At 59.1% G+C, this 19,761-nt stretch carries 36 protein-coding genes; 1 reads left to right on the forward strand and 35 read right to left on the reverse strand.

What is annotated here, in order from left to right; all coding sequences use genetic code 11:
* Nucleotides 1–283: 283 nt before the first annotated feature.
* The gene (locus tag AC3EA7_RS06590) at nt 284–1,249 is read right to left on the reverse strand and encodes an MBL fold metallo-hydrolase (protein WP_488613245.1); all 966 of its coding nucleotides are present in this window, start codon (nt 1,247–1,249) and stop codon (nt 284–286) included.
* A 41-nt stretch (nt 1,250–1,290) separates the two neighbouring features.
* Here AC3EA7_RS06590 and AC3EA7_RS06595 point away from each other — a divergent pair, with 41 nt between their 5' ends.
* Nucleotides 1,291–2,064 (forward strand): inositol monophosphatase family protein, encoded by a 774-nt coding sequence (locus AC3EA7_RS06595; RefSeq protein WP_488613246.1) that lies wholly within the window; start codon nt 1,291–1,293, stop codon nt 2,062–2,064.
* 206 nt (nt 2,065–2,270) lie between these two features.
* Here the strand turns inward: AC3EA7_RS06595 and rpsI are convergent, their stop codons facing one another.
* The 34 genes from rpsI to AC3EA7_RS06765 all read right to left on the reverse strand — a co-directional run.
* The gene (gene rpsI / locus AC3EA7_RS06600; protein WP_488613247.1) at nt 2,271–2,669 is read right to left on the reverse strand and encodes a 30S ribosomal protein S9; all 399 of its coding nucleotides are present in this window, start codon (nt 2,667–2,669) and stop codon (nt 2,271–2,273) included.
* A gap of 20 nt (nt 2,670–2,689) precedes the next feature.
* Complete coding sequence (gene rplM / locus AC3EA7_RS06605) at nt 2,690–3,130, reverse strand: 50S ribosomal protein L13 (protein ID WP_488613248.1); 441 nt, start codon at nt 3,128–3,130, stop codon at nt 2,690–2,692.
* Nucleotides 3,127–3,939 (reverse strand): tRNA pseudouridine(38-40) synthase TruA, encoded by an 813-nt coding sequence (gene truA, locus AC3EA7_RS06610; RefSeq protein WP_488613249.1) that lies wholly within the window; start codon nt 3,937–3,939, stop codon nt 3,127–3,129. The genes rplM and truA overlap by 4 nt, the downstream gene beginning before the upstream one ends.
* Nucleotides 3,939–4,289: a 50S ribosomal protein L17 gene (rplQ, locus tag AC3EA7_RS06615; protein WP_411855369.1), complete on the reverse strand. Its 351-nt coding sequence runs from the start codon at nt 4,287–4,289 to the stop codon at nt 3,939–3,941. Before rplQ ends, truA begins: the two co-directional genes overlap by 1 nt.
* A 12-nt stretch (nt 4,290–4,301) precedes the next feature.
* Nucleotides 4,302–5,273: a DNA-directed RNA polymerase subunit alpha gene (locus AC3EA7_RS06620; protein ID WP_488613250.1), complete on the reverse strand. Its 972-nt coding sequence runs from the start codon at nt 5,271–5,273 to the stop codon at nt 4,302–4,304.
* Between the two features lie 92 nt (nt 5,274–5,365).
* Nucleotides 5,366–5,986 carry a 30S ribosomal protein S4 gene (gene rpsD, locus AC3EA7_RS06625; RefSeq protein ID WP_488613251.1) on the reverse strand — a complete coding sequence of 207 codons (621 nt, stop codon included), beginning with the start codon at nt 5,984–5,986 and terminating at the stop codon, nt 5,366–5,368.
* A 20-nt stretch (nt 5,987–6,006) separates the two neighbouring features.
* Nucleotides 6,007–6,423, reverse strand: a complete 417-nt coding sequence (gene rpsK / locus AC3EA7_RS06630; protein ID WP_488613252.1) for a 30S ribosomal protein S11 — start codon at nt 6,421–6,423, stop codon at nt 6,007–6,009.
* A 65-nt stretch (nt 6,424–6,488) separates the two neighbouring features.
* Nucleotides 6,489–6,872 carry a 30S ribosomal protein S13 gene (rpsM, locus tag AC3EA7_RS06635; protein ID WP_488613253.1) on the reverse strand — a complete coding sequence of 128 codons (384 nt, stop codon included), beginning with the start codon at nt 6,870–6,872 and terminating at the stop codon, nt 6,489–6,491.
* Nucleotides 6,873–6,974: 102 nt separating this feature from the next.
* Nucleotides 6,975–7,091: a 50S ribosomal protein L36 gene (gene rpmJ, locus AC3EA7_RS06640; RefSeq protein ID WP_012122459.1), complete on the reverse strand. Its 117-nt coding sequence runs from the start codon at nt 7,089–7,091 to the stop codon at nt 6,975–6,977.
* 111 nt (nt 7,092–7,202) lie between these two features.
* Entirely contained in the window at nt 7,203–7,424 is a 222-nt protein-coding gene (gene infA, locus AC3EA7_RS06645; RefSeq protein ID WP_011955923.1) for a translation initiation factor IF-1, read from the reverse strand.
* A gap of 1 nt (nt 7,425) precedes the next feature.
* Nucleotides 7,426–8,121, reverse strand: a complete 696-nt coding sequence (locus AC3EA7_RS06650) for an adenylate kinase (protein ID WP_488613254.1) — start codon at nt 8,119–8,121, stop codon at nt 7,426–7,428.
* Between the two features lie 35 nt (nt 8,122–8,156).
* Nucleotides 8,157–9,509, reverse strand: coding sequence for a preprotein translocase subunit SecY (gene secY / locus AC3EA7_RS06655; protein ID WP_488613255.1), 1,353 nt, complete (start codon nt 9,507–9,509; stop codon nt 8,157–8,159).
* A gap of 46 nt (nt 9,510–9,555) precedes the next feature.
* Nucleotides 9,556–10,080 (reverse strand): 50S ribosomal protein L15, encoded by a 525-nt coding sequence (gene rplO, locus AC3EA7_RS06660; RefSeq protein WP_488613256.1) that lies wholly within the window; start codon nt 10,078–10,080, stop codon nt 9,556–9,558.
* A 14-nt stretch (nt 10,081–10,094) separates the two neighbouring features.
* A complete protein-coding gene (gene rpmD, locus AC3EA7_RS06665; protein WP_488613257.1) occupies nt 10,095–10,550 on the reverse strand; it encodes a 50S ribosomal protein L30 in 456 nt (151 codons plus the stop codon).
* 3 nt (nt 10,551–10,553) lie between these two features.
* Entirely contained in the window at nt 10,554–11,111 is a 558-nt protein-coding gene (rpsE, locus tag AC3EA7_RS06670; RefSeq protein ID WP_488613258.1) for a 30S ribosomal protein S5, read from the reverse strand.
* An 86-nt stretch (nt 11,112–11,197) separates the two neighbouring features.
* Nucleotides 11,198–11,563 (reverse strand): 50S ribosomal protein L18, encoded by a 366-nt coding sequence (gene rplR, locus AC3EA7_RS06675; protein ID WP_488613259.1) that lies wholly within the window; start codon nt 11,561–11,563, stop codon nt 11,198–11,200.
* A gap of 71 nt (nt 11,564–11,634) precedes the next feature.
* Entirely contained in the window at nt 11,635–12,198 is a 564-nt protein-coding gene (rplF, locus tag AC3EA7_RS06680; RefSeq protein ID WP_488613260.1) for a 50S ribosomal protein L6, read from the reverse strand.
* A 20-nt stretch (nt 12,199–12,218) separates the two neighbouring features.
* Nucleotides 12,219–12,617, reverse strand: coding sequence for a 30S ribosomal protein S8 (gene rpsH / locus AC3EA7_RS06685; RefSeq protein WP_273242305.1), 399 nt, complete (start codon nt 12,615–12,617; stop codon nt 12,219–12,221).
* Between the two features lie 54 nt (nt 12,618–12,671).
* On the reverse strand, nt 12,672–12,857 hold the full coding sequence (locus tag AC3EA7_RS06690; protein WP_488613261.1) for a type Z 30S ribosomal protein S14: 186 nt from the start codon (nt 12,855–12,857) through the stop codon (nt 12,672–12,674).
* Between the two features lie 66 nt (nt 12,858–12,923).
* On the reverse strand, nt 12,924–13,466 hold the full coding sequence (gene rplE / locus AC3EA7_RS06695) for a 50S ribosomal protein L5 (RefSeq protein WP_488613262.1): 543 nt from the start codon (nt 13,464–13,466) through the stop codon (nt 12,924–12,926).
* A 47-nt stretch (nt 13,467–13,513) separates the two neighbouring features.
* On the reverse strand, nt 13,514–13,846 hold the full coding sequence (gene rplX, locus AC3EA7_RS06700; RefSeq protein ID WP_488613263.1) for a 50S ribosomal protein L24: 333 nt from the start codon (nt 13,844–13,846) through the stop codon (nt 13,514–13,516).
* Nucleotides 13,847–13,866: 20 nt separating this feature from the next.
* Complete coding sequence (gene rplN / locus AC3EA7_RS06705; RefSeq protein WP_012122471.1) at nt 13,867–14,235, reverse strand: 50S ribosomal protein L14; 369 nt, start codon at nt 14,233–14,235, stop codon at nt 13,867–13,869.
* 2 nt (nt 14,236–14,237) lie between these two features.
* Entirely contained in the window at nt 14,238–14,498 is a 261-nt protein-coding gene (gene rpsQ / locus AC3EA7_RS06710; RefSeq protein WP_488613264.1) for a 30S ribosomal protein S17, read from the reverse strand.
* An 11-nt stretch (nt 14,499–14,509) separates the two neighbouring features.
* Nucleotides 14,510–14,710, reverse strand: a complete 201-nt coding sequence (gene rpmC, locus AC3EA7_RS06715; RefSeq protein WP_488613265.1) for a 50S ribosomal protein L29 — start codon at nt 14,708–14,710, stop codon at nt 14,510–14,512.
* Complete coding sequence (gene rplP / locus AC3EA7_RS06720) at nt 14,707–15,132, reverse strand: 50S ribosomal protein L16 (protein WP_488613266.1); 426 nt, start codon at nt 15,130–15,132, stop codon at nt 14,707–14,709. Before rplP ends, rpmC begins: the two co-directional genes overlap by 4 nt.
* A 14-nt stretch (nt 15,133–15,146) precedes the next feature.
* Nucleotides 15,147–15,926 (reverse strand): 30S ribosomal protein S3, encoded by a 780-nt coding sequence (gene rpsC / locus AC3EA7_RS06725; RefSeq protein ID WP_488613267.1) that lies wholly within the window; start codon nt 15,924–15,926, stop codon nt 15,147–15,149.
* 45 nt (nt 15,927–15,971) lie between these two features.
* Nucleotides 15,972–16,313 carry a 50S ribosomal protein L22 gene (gene rplV / locus AC3EA7_RS06730; RefSeq protein WP_488613268.1) on the reverse strand — a complete coding sequence of 114 codons (342 nt, stop codon included), beginning with the start codon at nt 16,311–16,313 and terminating at the stop codon, nt 15,972–15,974.
* Nucleotides 16,314–16,345: 32 nt separating this feature from the next.
* Nucleotides 16,346–16,633 (reverse strand): 30S ribosomal protein S19, encoded by a 288-nt coding sequence (gene rpsS, locus AC3EA7_RS06735; protein WP_488613269.1) that lies wholly within the window; start codon nt 16,631–16,633, stop codon nt 16,346–16,348.
* Between the two features lie 15 nt (nt 16,634–16,648).
* Nucleotides 16,649–17,476 (reverse strand): 50S ribosomal protein L2, encoded by an 828-nt coding sequence (rplB, locus tag AC3EA7_RS06740; RefSeq protein ID WP_488613270.1) that lies wholly within the window; start codon nt 17,474–17,476, stop codon nt 16,649–16,651.
* A 3-nt stretch (nt 17,477–17,479) separates the two neighbouring features.
* On the reverse strand, nt 17,480–17,764 hold the full coding sequence (locus AC3EA7_RS06745) for a 50S ribosomal protein L23 (protein ID WP_488613271.1): 285 nt from the start codon (nt 17,762–17,764) through the stop codon (nt 17,480–17,482).
* Complete coding sequence (rplD, locus tag AC3EA7_RS06750) at nt 17,764–18,432, reverse strand: 50S ribosomal protein L4 (protein ID WP_488613272.1); 669 nt, start codon at nt 18,430–18,432, stop codon at nt 17,764–17,766. Before rplD ends, AC3EA7_RS06745 begins: the two co-directional genes overlap by 1 nt.
* Before the next feature lie 51 nt (nt 18,433–18,483).
* A complete protein-coding gene (rplC, locus tag AC3EA7_RS06755; protein WP_488613273.1) occupies nt 18,484–19,116 on the reverse strand; it encodes a 50S ribosomal protein L3 in 633 nt (210 codons plus the stop codon).
* A gap of 59 nt (nt 19,117–19,175) precedes the next feature.
* Complete coding sequence (gene rpsJ / locus AC3EA7_RS06760; protein WP_012122482.1) at nt 19,176–19,484, reverse strand: 30S ribosomal protein S10; 309 nt, start codon at nt 19,482–19,484, stop codon at nt 19,176–19,178.
* Nucleotides 19,485–19,620: 136 nt separating this feature from the next.
* Nucleotides 19,621–19,761, reverse strand: a 141-nt coding sequence (locus tag AC3EA7_RS06765) for an EF-Tu C-terminal domain-related protein (protein WP_488613274.1), incomplete at its 5' end; no start/stop codon positions are given.

The raw sequence follows: 19,761 nt of genomic DNA on the forward strand, positions 1-19,761 counted from the left end.
CGTCGAACCGCGTGCGGTGAGCGTCGTCGAACCGCGTCCTCAGCGAGGGCTTTCGCCCGCAGCGCCCTGGCATTCTGCTGCGCGACCCGGCAGTATTGTATGAATGACCGCGCATGAGTATGAGTTCACCCAAAGGCGCGAAGCGCAAAGGGCTAATATATTGCTCCAGCTCTGACCGCCTGTCACTCGCCGCTGGTCGAGCAATGAACATCATCTGCTCTGGTGGAGACCTCGCAGAGCAATGTCTTCACCGGTTCCCTCCAACCTTCCTGCTTCCAACGCCTCACGAATCGCACTGTCGCCATGTGTACCCGCCGCCATTGTGTTCGATCTGTTCGATCCGGCCCTGTGCCGCCAGATACTCCAGGTGCGCCAGCGTTTCCGCCATGGCGAAGCGCATCTGATGGGATGTCAGTTCCTGGAGCGGAAAGACCGCCGTGCATACCTCATAAGCGGTTGCTCCCGAACCGACTGCCTGCTCCATTGCTTCCAGACGTTCCGCATGATGGACGCGCAATTCTTCCAGGCGTTCGTGGAAGCGCGTGATTGGTGGACCGTGCCCCGGGAGCGCCAGCGCTACATCGAGTTCCGCCAGGCGGTCGAGCGACGCCAGAAACTGTGCGAGTGGATTCCCGCGATTCCATCCCCACAAACCGACGTTTGGCGTGATTTTGGTCAGCACCGCATCGCCGCAGATCAGCAGGCGCTCTTCAGCGCAGTAGAACACCAGATGGTCGTCGCTGTGCCCCGGTGTTGCGATTGGCGTGAACACTCGCGCACCGATGGTCAGGGGTTCACCTGTCGGGAGATACGTGATTGTGGATGGCACAGGATGGGTCATCAGACGCAGGTGGGCAATATCCTCTGCCACGGTCGACATCAAATCGAATGGCAAGCCATGGGCGCCGAAGAACGTCGCAACCGTTTCGTGAGCGCGCGAATCGGTATGCCACTGAGCGCGAGCAAACGCAGCTTCACCCGCCGAAAGCGTGACCTGCGCACCGGAGAGACTCTGGAGCCATCCGGCCATGCCGTAGTGATCGGGATGGGCATGGGTCAGAACGATGCGCTTGATCGCGCGTGGATCGATGTCGTAGCGGGCGAATGCGTCACGCCAGGCAGCCTCTCCAGGCGGATAATGGAGACCGGTGTCGATGATTGTCCATCCTTCTCCATCGCGCATCAGATAGGTGTTCACGATCCGCAACGGGAACGGCAGTGGCAGGTGAACCGGATGAATGCCTTCCATGGTATCATGCCTCTCGTACACTACAACACGAAGGACAGGGTGTGATCGACATTGACATCGAGGAATTGTGCGCCTGGGCGCGCGAGAGCGGTGACATCGCGCTTCGCCTGTTCAGCCATGCCAGAGCCCGGCGCAAAGCCGACAACAGTCCGGTCACCGAGGCGGATGTCGCCATCGAGCGTCTGCTAGTCGAGCGGATTACTGCGCGCTATCCAGATCATGGCATCATCGGCGAGGAGCAGACGCAATTTGACATAACAAAAGAGTATGTCTGGGCGCTCGATCCAATCGACGGAACAGCGTCGTTTGTCGCCGGGCTGCCGGTGTGGGGCATTTCCATCGGGTTACTTCATCGCGGCATTCCGTCTATGGGACTCTTTTACATGCCGCTGACCAACGACTGCTATTGGGCAATCGAAGATCGTGCATTCTTGGGGCATCAACCGATCTGTGTCGATACGAAGCCAGAGCAAGAATGGCACAGTGAAGACTGGCTGGCAATCCCTTCTGACGCACACCGACGCCTCGAGATCGATTTTATCGGCAAAACGCGCAGCCTGGGTTCTGCTGCTGCTGCAATCTGTTATGTGGCGCGCGGTTCGGCGCTGGGTGCAGTGCTGACCTACGCAACCATCTGGGATCTGGCGGGCGGGCTTGCAATCCTGAAAGCAGCCGGTGGAGTTGGTGTCACGTTAGCGGGTCAGCCGTTGGACCCCCGTCCACTGATCGATGGTCGGGCGCTACGGGAGCCGTTATTATTCGGCGCTCCCGGCACAGTCGATTCGCTGCGCCGTCATATTCGGGCGCGCTGCTGAAACGTGCTGCTATCCGCCTGGCTGCCCGGCGGCTGATGAACATTCACAACATAATCCGGCATTCACTTTGCGCCCGGCGACTGAAGTCGCGGGCTGGTGCAGGTAATACCGGATTCACACAAAGGCACAGAGGCGCAAAGCGCTTACTTTTCATCTTCGCGCCTTCGCGCCTCTGCGTGAGATCGAGCAACGGCTTCCAGGCGTCATTAACGCTTCGTGTACTGTGGCCGCTTGCGGGCACGTTTGAGACCAGCCTTTTTCCGTTCTTTCATGCGCGGATCGCGGGTGATCAACCCGGCCTGTTTGAGGATCGGGCGGAAGTCGGGATTGGCATCGAGCAGAGCGCGGGTAATGCCATGGCGCACTGCCTGCGCCTGGCCGCTGACGCCGCCGCCGCGCACCTTGACCAGCACATTGTATGCGCCGGCGGTCCCGGTCAACTCGAGTGGTCTGGCAATGTCGCGGGCGTACAACTCACGAGCGCCGAAGTACTCGCGGATCGACTTACTATTGACAACAATATTACCGCTGCCAGGAAACAGCCGCACCCGCGCTACGGCAGTCTTCCGCCGGCCTGTTCCCTGAAAGTAGCGCTTTTCGATCATGGATTCGCTCCCATCCACTGCTAGCCGCGCGGTCGCGGTTCATAGACCCTGGGTTGTTGCGCCGCATGCGGATGTTTTGGTCCAGCATAGATCTTGAGTTTCGTCAGTTGCTGCCGTCCCAGGCGAGTTTTCGGCAGCATGCCTTTGACAGCGAAGCGCAAAACGCGCTCGGGATGGCGTGCGATCAACTGCTTGAACGATACCGCCTTGAAACCGCCAGGATAGTTCGAATGGCGATAATACATTTTCTGCTCCGGCTTCCTGCCGGTCAGTCGGATCCGCTCGGCATTGACGACGATCACGAAGTCGCCGCCGTCGAGATACGGGCTGAATGTCGGCTTGTGCTTGCCGCGCAGCAGGGTCGCGATCTGAGTTGCGAGCCGGCCAAGAGTCTGATTGGTCGCATCGATCACGTACCAGTCGCGTTGTACCTCCGACGCCTTTTGCGCGTAGGTTTTCATAGTTCCATCCTTATCTCGGTCACTCCAACCGATGCAGCGGACTCGCCCGCCACACCGTTGTCATCTCCTGGATAGCGCACTGCCATAAGGTAGAGGCCATGCGCTGGCGCCAGCACCCTGGCGCGGCGGTTGGCGCCTGCCAGCACTGTCGCAAAGCTGGTGGCATCGATCCGTCCTTCGCCAACCTGGATCAGCGTCCCGACCAGGTTGCGCACCATATGCCGGAGAAACGCATTCGCGGCGATATCGATCAGCACCAGCGGCTGCCCCCACACCGTGGCGCGTGTACAGCGCGCAGCATAACAGATACGAACCGTCGAGCCTTCCTGTAATCCATCGCTCAATGGCGCGAAATCGTGTGTGCCAATCACCTGTTGGATCGCCGCGTCCATCGCCGCCACATCGAGAAGGCGTGGCACATAGGCCGCGTGGCGTCGCAGCAGCGGCGACGGCGTGCGGCCATTGTCGATCACATAGCGATACTCACGGCGAACTGCCGAATAGCGCGCATGGAACTCCTCGGGAACTTCCCAGGCGGCGAGGATGCCGATATCCTCTGGCAGAACGCCGTTCAACCCCCGCAGGATCGTCGCCGGCGAGTGACGGGTCTCGGTGGTGACATTTGCCACCTGACCACGCGCATGCACGCCGGCATCGGTACGTCCCGCCAGGGTCATCCGGCGGCGCTCACCGGTCAACTGCTGCCAGGCTGCTTCGAGCGCGCCCTGCACCGACCGGCCATTGGTTTGCCACTGAGAGCCGACGAAATCTGTGCCGTCGTACTCGATACGCAGCGCAATGTTTCGCATCAGAGCAGTTCAATCTGCACCATCGTCGCGCCATCGCCCTGGCGTTGTCCCAGTTTTGTAATACGCGTGAACCCGCTGGTGCGATCGGCGTATTCGGTTGGTGCGAAACTGAAGAGCTGCCGCATTGCCGTCTTACTCGCCAGGCGCGAGAGCGCCATCCGCCGATTATGCGGCGTATCCTGGCGCGCCAGCGAAATCAATTTCTCGATTTCCGGTTGCACTGCTTTGGCTTTTGCCAGCGTCGTCGTGATGCGGCGATGTTCGATCAGTGCGATCATCAGCCCGCGGATCAACGCTTCGCGCTGTTCTTTTTCTCTACCGAGCAGAAAACCTTTTTTACGGTGTCGCATCGTAATACCTCATCAACTCTCGACTTCCGCGGGAGAGATATGCGTCGTCTGACCAACCCGTGGAATATACCCGCGTTCGATCAGCTTATCGCGAATCTCTTCCATCGATTTCTGCCCCAGATTGCGCACCGAAAGCAGCGCCTTCTCGTCCATTTCGAGCACCTGACCCACTTTGGTAATATCTGCGCGCTTGAGGCAGTTGTAGGTGCGAGTCGAGAGATCAAGCTCTTCAATCGGCGTATCGTAAATATCTGCCGGGATGGCAAGCCCATTTGGCGCCGCCATCGGTTCCGTTTCGGTCGAGAGGCGGTTGAAATCGGCGATGGTCTGCGAATACTGCACGAGCACCTGTGCGGCGTGGCTGAGCGCGTCCCCCGGCTTAATCGTGCCATCGGTCCAGATTTCGATCAACAGACTGTCGTGGTCGGTCGCCTGCCCGACGCGAATATTCTCGACCACATAGTTGACCTTCGGCACCGGCGTAAAAATGGCATCAACCGGGATCTCGCCGATCGGCAGCGCATCGCGTTGATCGGCGGGCAGATAGCCGCGCCCGCGTTCGACCGTCATCTCGGTCTCCAGCGCCGTATCGTCTCGATCAATCGTGCAGATGTAATGGTTGGGATTGACGATCTCGACATTGCTGGGAGCGTCGATATCGGCGGCGCGCACAACGCCCGAGCCGCGCTTCGACAGTGAGATTTTCACAGGACGCTCGGCGTAGGAACGCAGACGAATGCCTTTGATGTTCAAGACAATTTCAGTGACGTCTTCTTTGATTCCCGAAATAGTCGAGAACTCGTGAAACACCCCATCGATTTTGATTTTCGTAATCGCTGCGCCCGGGATAGACGACAGGAGAACGCGACGCAGCGCATTCCCCAGCGTATGGCCATAACCGGGGTCGAGCGGCTCGATTTTGAACCGCCCATAATTTTCCGCAGCAGTGACGACTTCAATCTTCGGCATGGCGATGTCCAGCACGATCGCCTCCTTTTCTATCCTGGCTGATACGCATGAGTCGGGTTCCTGCGACGCAACGTCAACACCACCGCGCGTCGGGAACCCGGATCAGGTCAGCGGCTGTAGAACTCGACAATCAATTGCTCATTGATGCCCGGCTCGGCGTCTTCGCGCCGTGGCATTGCCACAACTTCGCCCGACAGGTCGGCCGGGTTCAGGCGCAGCCAGTCTGGCGCTTTGTGTTTGGCAAGCGCGCCGCTATCGACCAGGTTTTTGAAATACATGCGCCGACGGCTTTCCGGTCGAACGGCGATGGTCTCTCCCACACGCACGGTATATGACGGGATGTTCGTCTTACGCCCGTTCACCGTGATATGCCCGTGGGTCACCAGTTGGCGCGCCTGTGCGCGGGTCGTGGCGAAGCCGAGGCGATACACGACGTTGTCGAGGCGCCGTTCGAGCAGAATCAACAGATACGCACCGGTTTCACCCGGAAACCGTTGCGCCTTCTCGAAAATGCGGCGGAACTGCCGTTCCAGCACGCCATAAATATAACGCGCCTTCTGTTTTTCGAGCAGTTGCAAACCATAATCCGACACCTGCCGTCGGCGCGCCGATGGTCTGTGCTGTCCTGGCGGGAACGGACGTTTTGCCAGAATCCGCTGCCCCTTTTCGGTGACGCCGATGCCCAGGCGCCGGCTGATTTTTCCTACGGGTCCGATATAGCGAGCCATCAATCACCCCTTATAATTTCTCAGACGCGCCGGCGCTTCGGCGGGCGGCAGCCGTTGTGCGGGATGGGAGTGACATCGGTAATCGCCGTGACCTGCAAGCCAGCCGCCTGCAAGGACCGGATCGCCGCCTCACGTCCCGCGCCCGGTCCTTTGACGAACACCTCAATCTGGCGCATCCCGTTCTCGAGCGCCTTCCGCGCAGCATTTTCGGCTGCAACCTGCGCTGCATACGGTGTGCTTTTGCGCGACCCTTTGAAGCCATTTTGCCCGGCGCTCGACCAACAGACCACATTGCCATTCGGGTCGGTAATGGTCACAATGGTATTATTGAACGTGCTCTGAATATGCGCCTGACCGCGCGGCACATTCTTCTTTTCGCGGCGTTTACCGCGTTGCCGTTTGGTTGTGGCGGAACCTTTCGCCGACTGCTTTGCCATATGCTCTCCTTGTACACCCGCGCCAGATGAGCGCTGCACCGATCACAGCCGCCTGGCGACGCGCATTACTTCTTCAAGGTCTTCTTCTTGATGCCGATGGCCTGTCCACGGCGACCACGACGGGTGCGCGCGTTGGTCCGCGTGCGCTGACCGCGCACCGGCAGCCCTTTGCGATGGCGCAGACCGCGATAGCACCCGATATCCATCAAGCGCTTGATATTCATCTGAATTTCGCGCCGCAGATCGCCCTCGACGCGATACTCGCGCTCGACGATTTCACGAATGCGCGAGACTTCTTCCTCGGTCAGATCGCGCACTCGGGTAGCGGGGTTGACGTTCGCCTTTCGCAGCACATCAGCCCCATTCGAGCGCCCGATGCCAAAAATGTAGGTAATTGCGATTTCGATATTCTTGTTGCGCGGGAGGTCAACCCCTGCAATGCGTGCCATACGCTCCTCTTCTTGAACTGCTGGCGCCCGCCCGTGGGCAGCGCGACCGTCGATGTCCTGCGGATCGGTGCGCCGGAGCGCCCGATTGCTCTTCGTGCCGTTCTATCCCTGGCGCTGCTTATGCTTGGGTTGGCGGCTACAGATGACGCGCAGCACACCTTTGCGTTTGATGACGCGACAATATTCGCAGCGCGGTTTGACCGACGCCTGGACTTTCATGGTCATTCCTTCCTGCTTGCCAATCTGCAATTTTACAACAACTCAAAATAATAACACTCCACCGCCTGCCGTGCAACTGTGCGAACGGCACAAACCGACGATTTGCTCGATCTACTTGTAGCGATACGTAATCCGCCCTCGAGTCAGATCATAGGGCGACAGTTCGACCAGTACCCGATCCCCTTTCAGAATGCGAATGTAATTCATCCGCATACGACCTGAGATATGAGCCAGCACCTCGTGACCATTTTCGAGTTTCACACGAAACATGGCATTTGGCAGTGGTTCAGTGATGGTTCCTTCCATCTCAATGACATCCTTTTTTTTGGACATGCTACTCCTTTCGCGCTTCCACGCAATCGCCGGTCGGCGTGGCACTGGCGGCATAGGCATTGATCGCTTCGATCATGCTGCGCGTGACCTGAGAAATCTCACGCCGCCCATCGATTTCCACCAGCAACCCCTGATCGCGGTAGTACTCGATCAGCGGCATCGTTTGAGCAAAGTACACTTCGAGCCGGTGACGCGCTGTTTCCATGGTGTCATCGCTGCGTTGATACAGTTTCCCACCGCAGTCGTCGCAGACGTTGGGGTGTTTTGATGGGAAATAGTAAATATTATACGTCGAGCCACAGACTTTGCAAGTCTGCCGCCCGGCGATACGACGCAGCAGCATATCTTCCGGCACGCGGATATAGAGCACGACATCGATCCGGCGCCCCTGCTTGTTGAGTTCCGCTTCGAGCGCCCGCGCCTGCTCACGAGTGCGCGGGAACCCGTCGAAAATGACGCCCCGACTGCAATCGGGCTTACTGATGCGTTCGACGATCATGCGGATCACGACTTCGTCCGGCACCAGTTCACCGCGGTCCATGTACGATTTTGCCAGCATGCCGAGTTCTGTTCCCTGGCGAAGCGCCGCGCGGAACAAGTCGCCGCTGGCCACGTGCACCATCCCGGTATGCTCCTCGAGGTACTTCGCCTGTGTGCCTTTACCGGCGCCAGGCGCTCCGAGAAGAATAATATCCATGGCACAACCCTCTGCACATCGTCGAACACCCGCCGTCAGCGATTAATGAACCCTTCGTAGTTTCGCATCACCAGTTGCGCTTCGAGTTGCCGCATTGTATCGACCGCCACGCCGACGACAATCAGCAATGCGGTAGCCCCCAGGCCAATCGGTACGCCGGTGAGTTGTTGGGTAATGAACGGCAGAATGGCGACCGTTCCCAGGAAGAGCGCCCCAATCCGTGTGATTCGGCTCACAACCTGGTCAAGGTACTCCTCGGTTCGTTTTCCCGGTCGAATACCCGGAATGAAACCGCCATTGCGCTGCAGGGTATCCGGGATATTTTGCTGGTCGAAGATGACCTTCGTGTAAAAGTAGGTGAAGAAGTAGACCAGCACGAACAATGCGATCGAGTAGACCAGTGTACCGCCGCCGTACTGTGGGCTGAACGTTTGAAACGTAAAACAGGCGATCTGTTTCAGCACACTTGCGTCGGGAGGCGCCACCTGTTCGGGGCAGCCGTAGGAGGCCAGCGTGCCGGGAAAGATAATGATACTCTGTGCGAAGATCAGCGGGATCATGCCGGCCATATTGACCTTGAGCGGAATATGGCTGCTCTGCCCGCCGTAGACGCGATTGCCGCGCACCCGTTTGGCATACTGCACCGGGATGCGTCGCTGTCCCTCGTGCATGAGCACAATACCGATGATCGTTCCCAGCGCGATCACCAGGAATGCGATCAACCCGATTGCCTGTTCGAGTCCGCCCAGTTCAACGGTGGTGAACGCCTGAATGATCAATCCCGGCAACCCGGCGACGATGCCGGCGAAAATGATCATCGACACGCCATTGCCGATCCCGCGCTCCTGAATCTGTTCGCCAAGCCATACCAGCAGCATCGTTCCCGCTAGCATAGACACCAGAATGGTGAACGTCGGGAAGAAATTGTTCACGATATCGAACGGCGTCTGAAAAAGCGCCTGACCGGCGCCAAGGCTGCGGTCGAGCGTCAACGTCTGCCCATAGGCTTGCAGGAGCGCCATCGGGATGGTCAGGTAGAACGTGATCCGGTTCAGCCGCATGCGTCCCTGTTCGCCCTCTTTGCGCAATTCTTCCAGCGCCGGAATGATCGGCACCAGGAGTTGCAGAATAATCTGCGCCGTAATGTACGGGTAGACCCCCATCGCAGCGACCGACAGATTCTGCAATGCGCCGCCGGCGAAGATATTGAGCAATTGCGCCAGTTGATTGCCCTGCAAGGCGAGCCGCAGACTTTCGAGCGCCGTCGGGTCGATGTTTGGCACGGGAATGTGGGCAATCAGGCGAAAGAGCAGCAACATTGCCAGCGTAAACAGGATACGCTGGCGCAGATCCGGCAATCGGAGCGCATTGACAACCGATTCAAGCATTCAAGGTTCTCCTTGTGTTGAGCGCATGCGGCGGCAGCCTTGCGCCTCATGTCCCCTGTGTCGCGTCAGCCTTGCGATGATGTCGGGGCGGGTTTGGTCCCCGGCTGCGGCTGCGGCGCTCGACGACCCACGGCGTTTCGATGGCCACGCCGCCGGCTGCCTCAATGCGCGCGCGCGCACTGGCGCTGAACTTATGCGCATGGATCGTCAGCTTGCGCTCCAGTTCGCCATCACCCAGGATCTTAACCGGCTTTGCCGGATGAATCCATCCCTGCTCGACCATTGCTGCGATGGTCAGTTCGGTTCCATCCGGCACGTTGTTGAGCTGACCGACATTAATGATCTGATACTCGACCCGCCAGCGGTTCTTGAACCCGCGCAGTTTGGGCATTTTGCGGGTGATGCGCATCTGCCCGCCTTCGAAAGACGGCGGTGGATTGGGACCGGAACGCGCCTTCTGACCCATCATGCCTTTGCCGCCGGTTTTCCCCTTGCCAGAGCCAATACCGCGTCCGATGCGCTTACGCTCGCGATGCGCGCCTGGGGCTGGCTTCAAGTCATGCAGTTTCATAATCGTTTCTCCCATCACGCCTGCCGACCGGCGGTGAGGCGCCCCTGGAGCGCCTTGAGTTCTTCCCATTTTCCCTCGGCTGCCAGGCGCGCCTGTTCGGGCCAGGTGTCGGTGAACGCCAGCCGGATCTTGCTATCGCGCAGGATCTCGCTGATCTGCGCAGGTTCGAAGGTTGCCAGTTGAGCGAATCTGGTAATGCCGGCCGCGTTCAGCGCACGCGCAATTTTCGGACCGATGCCCTCAATCCGTTGCAGGTCGTCGCCTGAATGGTCGGCTGGCGCGTCGCCGTCTGGAATCTCCTCAACGCTGACCAGGTGACGAACCTTGAAGATCATGCCGCGAATCGTCGGCGTATCATCGTGAATGACCGTACTATTGAGACGACGCAATCCAAGAGATCGGATGGTCGCTTTCTGGTCGTGACTGTATCCTATCGCGCTCTTACGATACGTAATTTTCAATCTGGACATCTGCTAAGCCTCCTGAGGCGCCGGTTCACGGCGCATGCGCCGCAGGCTCAGTTCTCTCGGCGTCATGCTGCGCATGCGCGCCTGCTCTTCGAGCGATGTGAGCGCACCAAGCGCCTTGAACGTCGCCTTCACCACGTTGATCGGGTTGTTGCTGCCATAGCGTTTCGAGAGGACGTCCTTGATGCCGGCCATCTCGAGCACGGGGCGCACACCACGACCGGCGATGACGCCGGTGCCGGGGGCGGCCGGGAGCAGGCGCACTTTGGAGGCGGCGAACTCTTCCTGCACCTCATGCGGAATGGTTGTACCAGAGAGCGGCACCCGGATCAGGTTCTTTTTGGCCGCCTCCACGCCTTTACGGATCGCTTCAGGCACTTCGGCGGCTTTTCCCATACCGATGCCGATGTGCCCCTTTCCATCGCCAACGACGACGACGGTGCTGAAACTGAAGCGCCGCCCGCCCTTGACCACTTTCGAGACGCGGTTGATCTGCACGACACGCTCTTCGAGTTCGAGGTCTTCCGCCTTAATACGTTGCTTGGGCACTGTCACACACTCCATCAAGGCTAGAGGTTGCGGCTGCTGCGGCGCTGCACGCCTGTGACCGTCAACCTGCACGTTGTTGCTGATTCCGGTCGGCGACGCGGTCAGAACTTCAACCCGCCTTCGCGCGCCGCATCGGCAAGCGCCTGGACGCGCCCGTGGTACTTGAAGCCGCCGCGGTCAAACACGACGTATTCAATCCCTGCCGCCCTGGCGCGTTCTGCGATGGCGGCGCCGATCACTTTCGCTCGTTCGGTCTTCGTCTTGCCGACGAGCGATGGTTGCAGTTCAGATTCGACGGTCGAAGCGGCCGCCAGCGTTCGCCCGACCGAGTCATCAATGACCTGAGCATAGATATGCATATTGCTGCGAAAGACGCACAGTCGCGGACGCTGGGGCGTCCCGCTCACTTTCTTGCGCACGCGACGGTGGCGCCGAATACGCAGTTCGCGCGGTGTTCGTTTTGCCATTGTGATATGCTCCTCGCGGCAGAGATTGCCATCCCCTGCCCTTGCCGGGTCGTGAAAGACAATAGGAAGCGCTAACGCGCTTTACCCGCCTTGCCCGCCTTGCGACGCACGCGCTCTTCACGATATTTGATGCCGTATCCCTTATACGGCTCTGGCGGTCGCAAAGCGCGGAGTTTTGCGGCTTCCTCACCAACCTTCTGCTTGTCGATTCCCCGTATGATCACTTGCTGCGGCTCATTGGCGCTTCGGCGTTCTATCACCTCAAAGGTGACGCCTTCGGGCGGGGTGACGCGGATCGGATGGGAAAAGCCCACCAGCAGGATCAGGTTTTTCCCTTCCCGTGCAGCGCGATAGCCAATGCCGGTGATTTCCAGTACTCGCTGATACCCATCCGTGACGCCGGTCACCATATTAGCAATGAGCGAGCGTGTCAACCCGTGCAGGGCGCGGTGGTGTTTGTTGTCCGAAGGGCGTGCGACCGTGATAACGCCGTTTTCATGGGTGATAACCATTTCCGGCGACAGTTGTTGGGTCAACGTGCCCTTTGGTCCTTTCACGGTCACCAGATTCCCTTCAGCGATCGTCACCTCGACGCCGCGTGGCACCGGGATCGGTTTTTTTCCAATACGCGACATGATCTACTCCTCAGCGCTGCTCACCAGACGTAACAGAGAACTTCGCCGCCGACGCGCTGTTGCCACGCCTCGTGTCCAGCCATCACGCCGCGGGGTGTTGAGAGAATGCTCAATCCCAACCCGCCGCGCACACGTGGAATATCGGCGCGTTTGGTGTAGATGCGCAATCCTGGCTTGCTCACGCGCTTCAGCCCGGTAATGACCGGTCGTCGATCGGGAGTGTATTTCAATGTAATGACAATGGTATTGTACGGTTTGCCTTCCTGCACCGTGAAGTCTTGGATGAAACCCTCGCGCTTGAGAATCTGCGCAATAGCGAGTTTCATTTTCGACGACGGGATCGACACCGTTGCGTGGCGGGCCATGCACGCATTTCGGATGCGGGTCAGCATATCGGCAATCGGATCATTCACGCTCACTGCGATCCTCCTTTATTTCCGGCCTGACAGCAACGTTCATCGGCGCTCCACCTGCTACCAGCTCGATTTCGTCACGCCGGGGATCAACCCGCGCAGTGCGAGTTCACGGAAGCAGATGCGGCACATGCCGAACTTGCGCATGTATGCACGCGAACGTCCGCAGATCTTACAGCGGTTGTAGGCCCGCACCTTATACTTTTGCGGCCGCTGTGCTTTGACCATTAATGCCTTGCGTGCCAAACCAAGTCTCCTTATCAATGATCCCGGCTGGTCAGCGTCTCATCTCACGGACGCTCCTGGCCAGGACTAATCGCGAAACGGCATACCGAGGCGCTTGAGCAATGCATACCCCTGTTCATCGTCGGGTGCAGTCGTCACAATCACCACTTCGAGGCCGCGCAGTTTATCGACCTTATCGTAGTCGATCTCCGGGAAGACAATCTGCTCACGCAGACCAAGCGAATAATTGCCGCGTCCATCGAACGAACGACGACTGACGCCGCGAAAGTCGCGCAGGCGCGGCAGCACCAGGTTTATCAACCGATCAAGGAACGACCACATGCGCGGTCCGCGCAACGTGACCATGACGCCGATCGGCATCCCCTGGCGTACTTTGAACGCTGCGATCGACTTCCTGGCGCGCGTGATCACCGGTTTCTGGCCGGCGATTGCCGCAAGATCGGACGTTGCAGCGTCGAGCGCCTTGGAGTTCTGGATCGCCTCGCCAAGCCCGATATTCAGGACGATCTTTTCCAGCCGTGGCGCCTGCATCACGGAGCGGTAGCCAAACTCCTGCATCAGCGCTGGCACGACTTCGGTCTGATATTTTTCTTTGAGGCGTGGTACCATTCCCTGCTCCTCAAGGAACCGGGAGCATACTGCTCCGGTTGCGCCTTTCACTCATCGATGACGGCATCACATGCTTTGCAATACCGCACCTTTTTGGGGCGGCCTTTGTGGTCTGTCTCTTCCAGAAAGCGATGCCCGGTGCGTGACGCACGACCACACTTCGGGCAGATCAGCATCACGTTCGACACATGGATCGGCGCTTCCATCTCGATAATCCCGCTGGGGCGCGTCGGGCCGCGCGGTTTCATGTGTCGTTTGACCATATTCAGGCCCTCGACGATCACCCGTTGCTCTTTCGGGCGCGATTCTTTGATTTTACCGCGCTTCCCGCGATCTTTGCCGGTAATGATCAGGACCTCGTCGCCGGTTTTGACATGCATTGCACATTCTCCTGAAGCAATCACAGCACTTCCGGCGCCAGCGAAATGATCTTCATAAACGCGCGTTCACGCAGTTCACGCGCGACGGGACCGAAGATGCGCGTACCACGCGGGTTGTTGTCTTTCCCGATAATCACCGCCGCATTGTCATCGAACCGGATATGCGATCCATCGGGGCGGCCGTACTCCTTGGCAGTACGCACGATGACTGCGCGCACCACCTCGCCTTTCTTCACGGCGCCACCGGGGGTCGCTTCCTTGACCGAAGCGACGATCACATCACCAACGCGCCCGTAGCGCACATGCGAGCCGCCCAACACGCGGATGCACAGTATTTCTTTGGCGCCGGTATTATCGGCGACGCGCAGTCGCGTTTCCTGTTGCACCATGGTCAGGCCTCCTCATTGCGCTTGATAATCTCGACCACTTCCCAGCGCTTGGTTTTGCTCAACGGGCGAGTCTCGCCGATGCGCACGATATCACCGATCTGGCATTGTTGCTCATCGTGCGCGTGAAACTTGCTGGTACGGCGAACAATCTTCCGATACAGCGGATGTGGTTTTAGATAATCAACTGCCACCACAACCGTCTTTTGCATTTTATTGCTGACAACTCGCCCAACTTTGAATTGCCGCCGCCGTCCTTCAGTCATTGGTCCATCTCCTACGACTCAATGCCCAGTTCGCGTTCGCGCAGGATGGTCTTGATTCGCGCAATATCGCGCCGGACTATCCGCGGGCGACTGGTAGCCGTTAATTTTCCCATCACCTGCTGAAAGCGCAGGTTGAACAATTCTTCGTAGCAGTCTTTCAATTTTGCGCGCAGCTGTTCATCGTCCAGTTTGCGCAACTCATCGGCTTTCATGCTGCGCCCTCCTGATCTTCACGCGACACGATCTTGCACTTGATCGGCAATTTCTGTGCAGCGCGCTCGAGCGCTTCGTGGGCGATTTCGGGGCGCACCCCAGCCAGTTCAAACAGGATGCGGCCCGGCTTGATTACTGCCACATAGTGATCGACGGCGCCCTTCCCCGAACCCATGCGCGTCTCAGCAGGCTTGGCGGTAATCGGCTTGTCTGGAAAGACACGGATCCAGATTTTGCCGCCGCGCTTGACGTGATGGCTGATAGCGCGCCGTGCCGCTTCGATCTGACGGCTCGTCATCCACGTTGCCTCGATCGCCATCAAGCCATACTCACCAAAAGCGACGGTATTGCCCCGATGCGCCATACCGCGATTGTGGCCGCGCTGCTGTTTCCGATATTTGACACGCTTTGGCATCAACATAACGACACCTCCTTTCAGCCGCGCGACCGTCCGCTGCGTTCGGGCCCGCCGCCGCGCCCGCCGCGTCCACCGCGCCCGCTCTTGCGTTGTGGACGTTCTTCGTCTTCCTCAGCGGCGCCTGATCGGGCGGCAACCGTCGCTTGCGCCGGTTGCAGTTGACCCTTCTGATCAGGGAAGACCTCGCCTTTGTAGATCCACACTTTGACGCCGATCCGCCCATACGTTGTATGCGCATGGACCTGTGCATAGTCGATATCGGCGCGCAGGGTATGAAGCGGCACCCGGCCGTCGCGCTCCCAGGCGATACGCGCCATTTCCGCGCCTGCCAGACGCCCTGAGCACTTGATCTTGACCCCTTGCGCCCCGAGGCGCATGGCGCGCTGCACTGCCTGTTTCATCGCGCGCTTGTACGACACGCGCTTGTTGATCTGCTCGGCAATGCTTTCAGCCACCAGTTGCGCTTCGAGTTCCGGTTGATGGATTTCCTGAATATTGAGTTTGACTTTCTTGCCGGTCCGTCGTGCCAGTTCTTCCCGCAGTTCATCGACTTTCGCGCCACGTTTGCCGATGACGATGCCCGGCTTGGCGGTATAGACCGTCACCTCGACCTTATTCGCCGAGCGCTCGATATCGATCCGCGCCACGCCTGCGTTTTCAAGCTCTTTTGCGATGATCTTGCGCAGCATGACGTCTTCGTGGAGCAGTTCGGTATAGTTGCGTTCTGCAAACCACTTCGACTGCCAGTCCTTGATATACCCAAGGCGGAAGCCGATCGGGTGCACTTTTCGTCCCATAGATCCTCGCTCTCTTCAGCGCGGCGGCGCGGTTCCGTCGCCTGCCTACATTTCCCCGCCGTCATCGACAATCACCGTGATATGGGTCGTCCGCTTGCGAATACGATCGGCACGACCGCGAGCGCGCGGCATAATGCGCTTGAATGCCGGACCTTCATCGGCGAAGATGTACTTCACAACGAGATCATCGGGCGCCATATCGTAGTTGTTGGTGGCATTCGCGCGCGCCGACTCGATCGTGCGGGCGATTTCGCGCGCCGCTTTGTGCGGCAGATAGCGCAGGATCGCCAGCGCCCGATCAACCGGCTTGCCACGCACCAGATCCATTACCGGGCGCACCTTGGTCGGCGAGATGCGGACATACCTAGTTACTGCTTTTGCCTGCATATCAAACCTCTGCTGTGTCGATTGGGCGCCCGTCATTTCATTTTGCCGCGCTTATCGACCTTCTTGCCGCCATGACCGCGGAACAGCCGGGTTGGGGCGAATTCACCCAGTTTGTGCCCGACCATGTTTTCGGTGATATACACCGGCACGTGGCGCCGGCCATCATGAACGGCGATCGTGTGCCCGACCATCTGCGGGAAGATTGTCGAGTCGCGCGACCATGTACGCAGCACTCGCTTTTCGTTTGCCCGATTCAATTCCTCAATACGACTGAGCAGCCGCACATCGACATATGGTCCTTTTTTCGAAGAGCGCGACATACGCTGTACTCCTGCTTACTTCGTCCGACGGCGGATGATAAAGGGATCGGTCTGCGGGTTGTGGCGGGTCTTCACGCCACGCGCTGGCTTTCCCCACTTGGTTTTGGGGGTCGGCATACCGCGTGGTGCGCGTCCTTCGCCGCCGCCGTGCGGATGGTCGCGCGGGTTCATGGCCGCGCCACGCACTTCGGGGCGCCGTCCAAGCCAGCGTTTGCGCCCGGCTTTCCCCAGGCGAACGTTCTGATGATCCAGGTTGCCGACCTGTCCGACCGTCGCCATACACTCGATAAACACGCGACGCACCTCTCCCGATGGCATACGCAGCGTGGCATAGTTGCCCTCTTTTGCCATCAACTGAGCCGCTGCGCCGGCGCTCCGCACCATCACGCCGCCGCGTCCTTTTTCAAGTTCGATATTGTGCACCTGGGTTCCAAGCGGTATCTGGCGCAGCGGCAGCGCATTACCGACCCGAATATCGGCTGATGGCCCGCTCATCACCGTATCACCGACGTTCAGACCGAGTGGCGCCAGGATGTAGCGTTTCTCGCCATCGACATAATGGAGCAGCGCGATGCGTGCAGATCGGTTCGGGTCGTACTCAATCGCCGCCACTTTTGCCGGAATGCCGACTTTATCGCGCTTGAAGTCGATCTTGCGATAGTGACGCTTATGCCCGCCGCCGCGATGACGCACCGTGACGCGCCCATAGATATTCCGTCCGGCCTTCTTGCGCAGCGGCTCGAGCAGCGATCGCTCCGGCTCTGTTTTCGTGATCTCCTCGAAGGTCGAGACCGACATATTGCGGCGCCCTGCCGAGGTTGGTTTGTACTTTCTGACAGGCATCGGTTATGCTCCCTCAAACAGGTCGATGCGGTCGCCTTCAGCCAGGGTGACGATCGCCTTTTTCCAATCGGCGGTATAGCCGTACTGGCGTCCCCGGCGGCGCAATTTCCCGCGCACGTTCATCGTATGGACGGCGGTCACCCGCACGTTGAAGATTTCCTCGATTGCTCGCTTAATCTGCGGTTTGGTGGCGTTGCGATCAACCTCGAACGAATACTTGTTGAACTGCATTAGGTTGGTATTCTTTTCGGTGATCAGCGGCCGTATGATGATCTGATGCGCATTCATCACGCCCCCTCCTCGCTTACATCCACTGCTGCAACCGCGCGCTCTGGCCGGTCGAGATACCCCTGAGCGACATCGACGGCGGCTTTCAGCATCACCACATGGTCGTAACTGAGCAGGTCGATCACGTTCAGGTAGTGTGCCAGCAGGGTTTTGACGTGCGGCAGGTTATTCGCCGAGCGACGCACATTTTCATCCTTCTGGTCAAGAACGATCAACGTCTTTCCGGTCAGGTTCAGTGCATTGAGCACCGCAATCATGTCTTTTGTGCGCGGCTGCTCGAATGTCAACCGATCCAGAAAGATAATCGCGTCGTCGCGGCGCCGCGCCGAAAGCGCCGAGCGTACTGCCAGGCGTCGCATCTTGCGCGGCATATCTTTGGTATAGGTGCGCGGGTGGGGTCCATGCGCAACGCCGCCGCCCTTGCGATGCGGCGCGCGAATCGACCCCTGGCGCGCCCGGCCAGTGCCTTTCTGACGGTAGAGTTTGCGCGTGCTTCCCTCGACTTCGCCCCGACCAAGCGTATTATGCGTGCCAAGGCGCGCATTGGCGCGCTGGCGCTCCATCGCCTGATGCATGACCGGCACGTTCGGCTCGATCCCGAAAACATAATCCGATATCTGGATAGAGCCGACTTCTTCGCCGGACTGGTTGTACAACCTGGCTTCCATGACACTTCCTCAACGTATCTGCACTTTGCTGACGCGCTCAGAGCATCGCGCCTACGAGCCTTTGATCGCCCGGCGAACCATCACCAGGCCGTTGTTGGCGCCCGGTATCGAGCCGCGCACGAGCAGCAAATTGCGCTCTGGAACGACATCGACGACAGTCAGGTTTTGCACCGTCACCCGTTGATTCCCCATCCGCCCGGCCATCCGCGTGTTCTTCCACAGATGACCTGGATCGGTGCCGGCGCCTATCGAACCTGGCGCACGCAGACGGTCGCTCTGACCGTGCGTTCGTGGCCCGCCGCCGAAGCCGTGGCGCTTCACCACGCCCTGGAACCCGCGACCTTTCGATGTGCCGATGACATCGACACGTTGCCCTGGCTCGAACATCTCGACGGTCAACACGTCACCAACCTGATGATCGGCGACATTGTCGGCGCGGAACTCGCGCAGGTGGCGCAACAGCTTCCCCGCGCCGCGCAGATGCCCCTGCTCAGGTCTGGTCAGGCTTTTTGCCCGGACCTCCTGGTACCCGATCTGTACGGCTTCGTACCCGTCGCGCTCTTTTGTGCGGATCTGCGTGACGACGCACGGACCCACTTCGATGATGGTCACCGGAATGACCTGACCGGTCGAGTCGAAGACCTGGGTCATGCCGATTTTGCGCCCAAGCAATCCTTCGATCACAATTGCACCTCCGCAGCATGCGTGTTCATTGCCACCGCAGCGGCTGCTTTTCCTCAGAACTACAGCTTGATCTCGATATCCACACCCGCCGGCAGATTGAGTTTCATCAGCGCGTTGATCGTCTGCTGACTCGGGTCGAGCACATCGATCAGGCGTTTGTGGGTGCGAATCTCAAACTGTTCCTGCGAGTCTTTGTCAATAAATGGCGACCGAATGACACTATATTTTTCGATTTTGGTCGGCAGCGGCACCGGACCAGCGACCAGCGCCCCGGTGCGTTCTGCGGCTTCGACAATCTGTCGCGCCGACTGATCGAGAATCTTATGGTCATACGCCTTGAGCCGGATGCGAACCTTTTGTTTCGCCATATGCGCCTCGTATAGGGGTCAGGGATCCGTCAGGGGTGAGGGGTTAGGGGGGGAGGGGTCTATTTACCCCACGCCCCGTAACCCTGCAACCTCCAACCCGCTACCCCTCACCCGCTAACCATTACCATTACCCGTACTAATCGACAATCGCCGAGACGACGCCTGCGCCGACGGTGCGTCCGCCTTCGCGGATGGCGAAGCGCAACCCTTCCTCGATCGCCACCGGCACGATCAACTCCACAATCATCTCGATGTTGTCGCCCGGCATCACCATCTC

It is taken from the genome of Roseiflexus sp., from assembly GCF_057785375.1.

Bases quoted from the DNA above. Each gene is read 5' to 3' on its own strand.
- rpsD (WP_488613251.1), bottom strand. From the start codon at position 5,986: ATGGCTCGCTATATCGGACCCGTAGGAAAAATCAGCCGGCGCCTGGGC.
- rpsI (WP_488613247.1), bottom strand. From the start codon at position 2,669: ATGATCGAAAAGCGCTACTTTCAGGGAACAGGCCGGCGGAAGACTGCC.
- rplX (WP_488613263.1), bottom strand. From the start codon at position 13,846: ATGCATGTCAAAACCGGCGACGAGGTCCTGATCATTACCGGCAAAGAT.
- AC3EA7_RS06745 (WP_488613271.1), bottom strand. From the start codon at position 17,764: ATGAATGCGCATCAGATCATCATACGGCCGCTGATCACCGAAAAGAAT.
- rpmC (WP_488613265.1), bottom strand. From the start codon at position 14,710: ATGAAAGCCGATGAGTTGCGCAAACTGGACGATGAACAGCTGCGCGCA.
- secY (WP_488613255.1), bottom strand. From the start codon at position 9,509: ATGCTTGAATCGGTTGTCAATGCGCTCCGATTGCCGGATCTGCGCCAG.
- AC3EA7_RS06590 (WP_488613245.1), bottom strand. From the start codon at position 1,249: ATGGAAGGCATTCATCCGGTTCACCTGCCACTGCCGTTCCCGTTGCGG.
- rplP (WP_488613266.1), bottom strand. From the start codon at position 15,132: ATGTTGATGCCAAAGCGTGTCAAATATCGGAAACAGCAGCGCGGCCAC.
- AC3EA7_RS06650 (WP_488613254.1), bottom strand. From the start codon at position 8,121: ATGGATATTATTCTTCTCGGAGCGCCTGGCGCCGGTAAAGGCACACAG.
- rpsQ (WP_488613264.1), bottom strand. From the start codon at position 14,498: ATGACTGAAGGACGGCGGCGGCAATTCAAAGTTGGGCGAGTTGTCAGC.
- rpsE (WP_488613258.1), bottom strand. From the start codon at position 11,111: ATGGAGTGTGTGACAGTGCCCAAGCAACGTATTAAGGCGGAAGACCTC.
- rpsS (WP_488613269.1), bottom strand. From the start codon at position 16,633: ATGTCGCGCTCTTCGAAAAAAGGACCATATGTCGATGTGCGGCTGCTC.
- rpsM (WP_488613253.1), bottom strand. From the start codon at position 6,872: ATGGCACGCATTGCAGGGGTTGACCTCCCGCGCAACAAGAATATCGAA.
- rpmD (WP_488613257.1), bottom strand. From the start codon at position 10,550: ATGTCCAGATTGAAAATTACGTATCGTAAGAGCGCGATAGGATACAGT.
- rplB (WP_488613270.1), bottom strand. From the start codon at position 17,476: ATGCCTGTCAGAAAGTACAAACCAACCTCGGCAGGGCGCCGCAATATG.
- rpsK (WP_488613252.1), bottom strand. From the start codon at position 6,423: ATGGCAAAGCAGTCGGCGAAAGGTTCCGCCACAACCAAACGGCAACGC.
- rpsC (WP_488613267.1), bottom strand. From the start codon at position 15,926: ATGGGACGAAAAGTGCACCCGATCGGCTTCCGCCTTGGGTATATCAAG.
- infA (WP_011955923.1), bottom strand. From the start codon at position 7,424: ATGTCCAAAAAAAAGGATGTCATTGAGATGGAAGGAACCATCACTGAA.
- truA (WP_488613249.1), bottom strand. From the start codon at position 3,939: ATGCGAAACATTGCGCTGCGTATCGAGTACGACGGCACAGATTTCGTC.
- rplM (WP_488613248.1), bottom strand. From the start codon at position 3,130: ATGAAAACCTACGCGCAAAAGGCGTCGGAGGTACAACGCGACTGGTAC.
- rplO (WP_488613256.1), bottom strand. From the start codon at position 10,080: ATGAAACTGCATGACTTGAAGCCAGCCCCAGGCGCGCATCGCGAGCGT.
- rplF (WP_488613260.1), bottom strand. From the start codon at position 12,198: ATGTCGCGTATTGGAAAAAAACCGATCCCGGTGCCACGCGGCGTCGAG.
- rplQ (WP_411855369.1), bottom strand. From the start codon at position 4,289: ATGCGACACCGTAAAAAAGGTTTTCTGCTCGGTAGAGAAAAAGAACAG.
- rplD (WP_488613272.1), bottom strand. From the start codon at position 18,432: ATGGAAGCCAGGTTGTACAACCAGTCCGGCGAAGAAGTCGGCTCTATC.
- rplN (WP_012122471.1), bottom strand. From the start codon at position 14,235: ATGGTGCAACAGGAAACGCGACTGCGCGTCGCCGATAATACCGGCGCC.
- rpsJ (WP_012122482.1), bottom strand. From the start codon at position 19,484: ATGGCGAAACAAAAGGTTCGCATCCGGCTCAAGGCGTATGACCATAAG.
- rplV (WP_488613268.1), bottom strand. From the start codon at position 16,313: ATGCAGGCAAAAGCAGTAACTAGGTATGTCCGCATCTCGCCGACCAAG.
- rplR (WP_488613259.1), bottom strand. From the start codon at position 11,563: ATGGCAAAACGAACACCGCGCGAACTGCGTATTCGGCGCCACCGTCGC.
- rpmJ (WP_012122459.1), bottom strand. From the start codon at position 7,091: ATGAAAGTCCAGGCGTCGGTCAAACCGCGCTGCGAATATTGTCGCGTC.
- rplE (WP_488613262.1), bottom strand. From the start codon at position 13,466: ATGGTACCACGCCTCAAAGAAAAATATCAGACCGAAGTCGTGCCAGCG.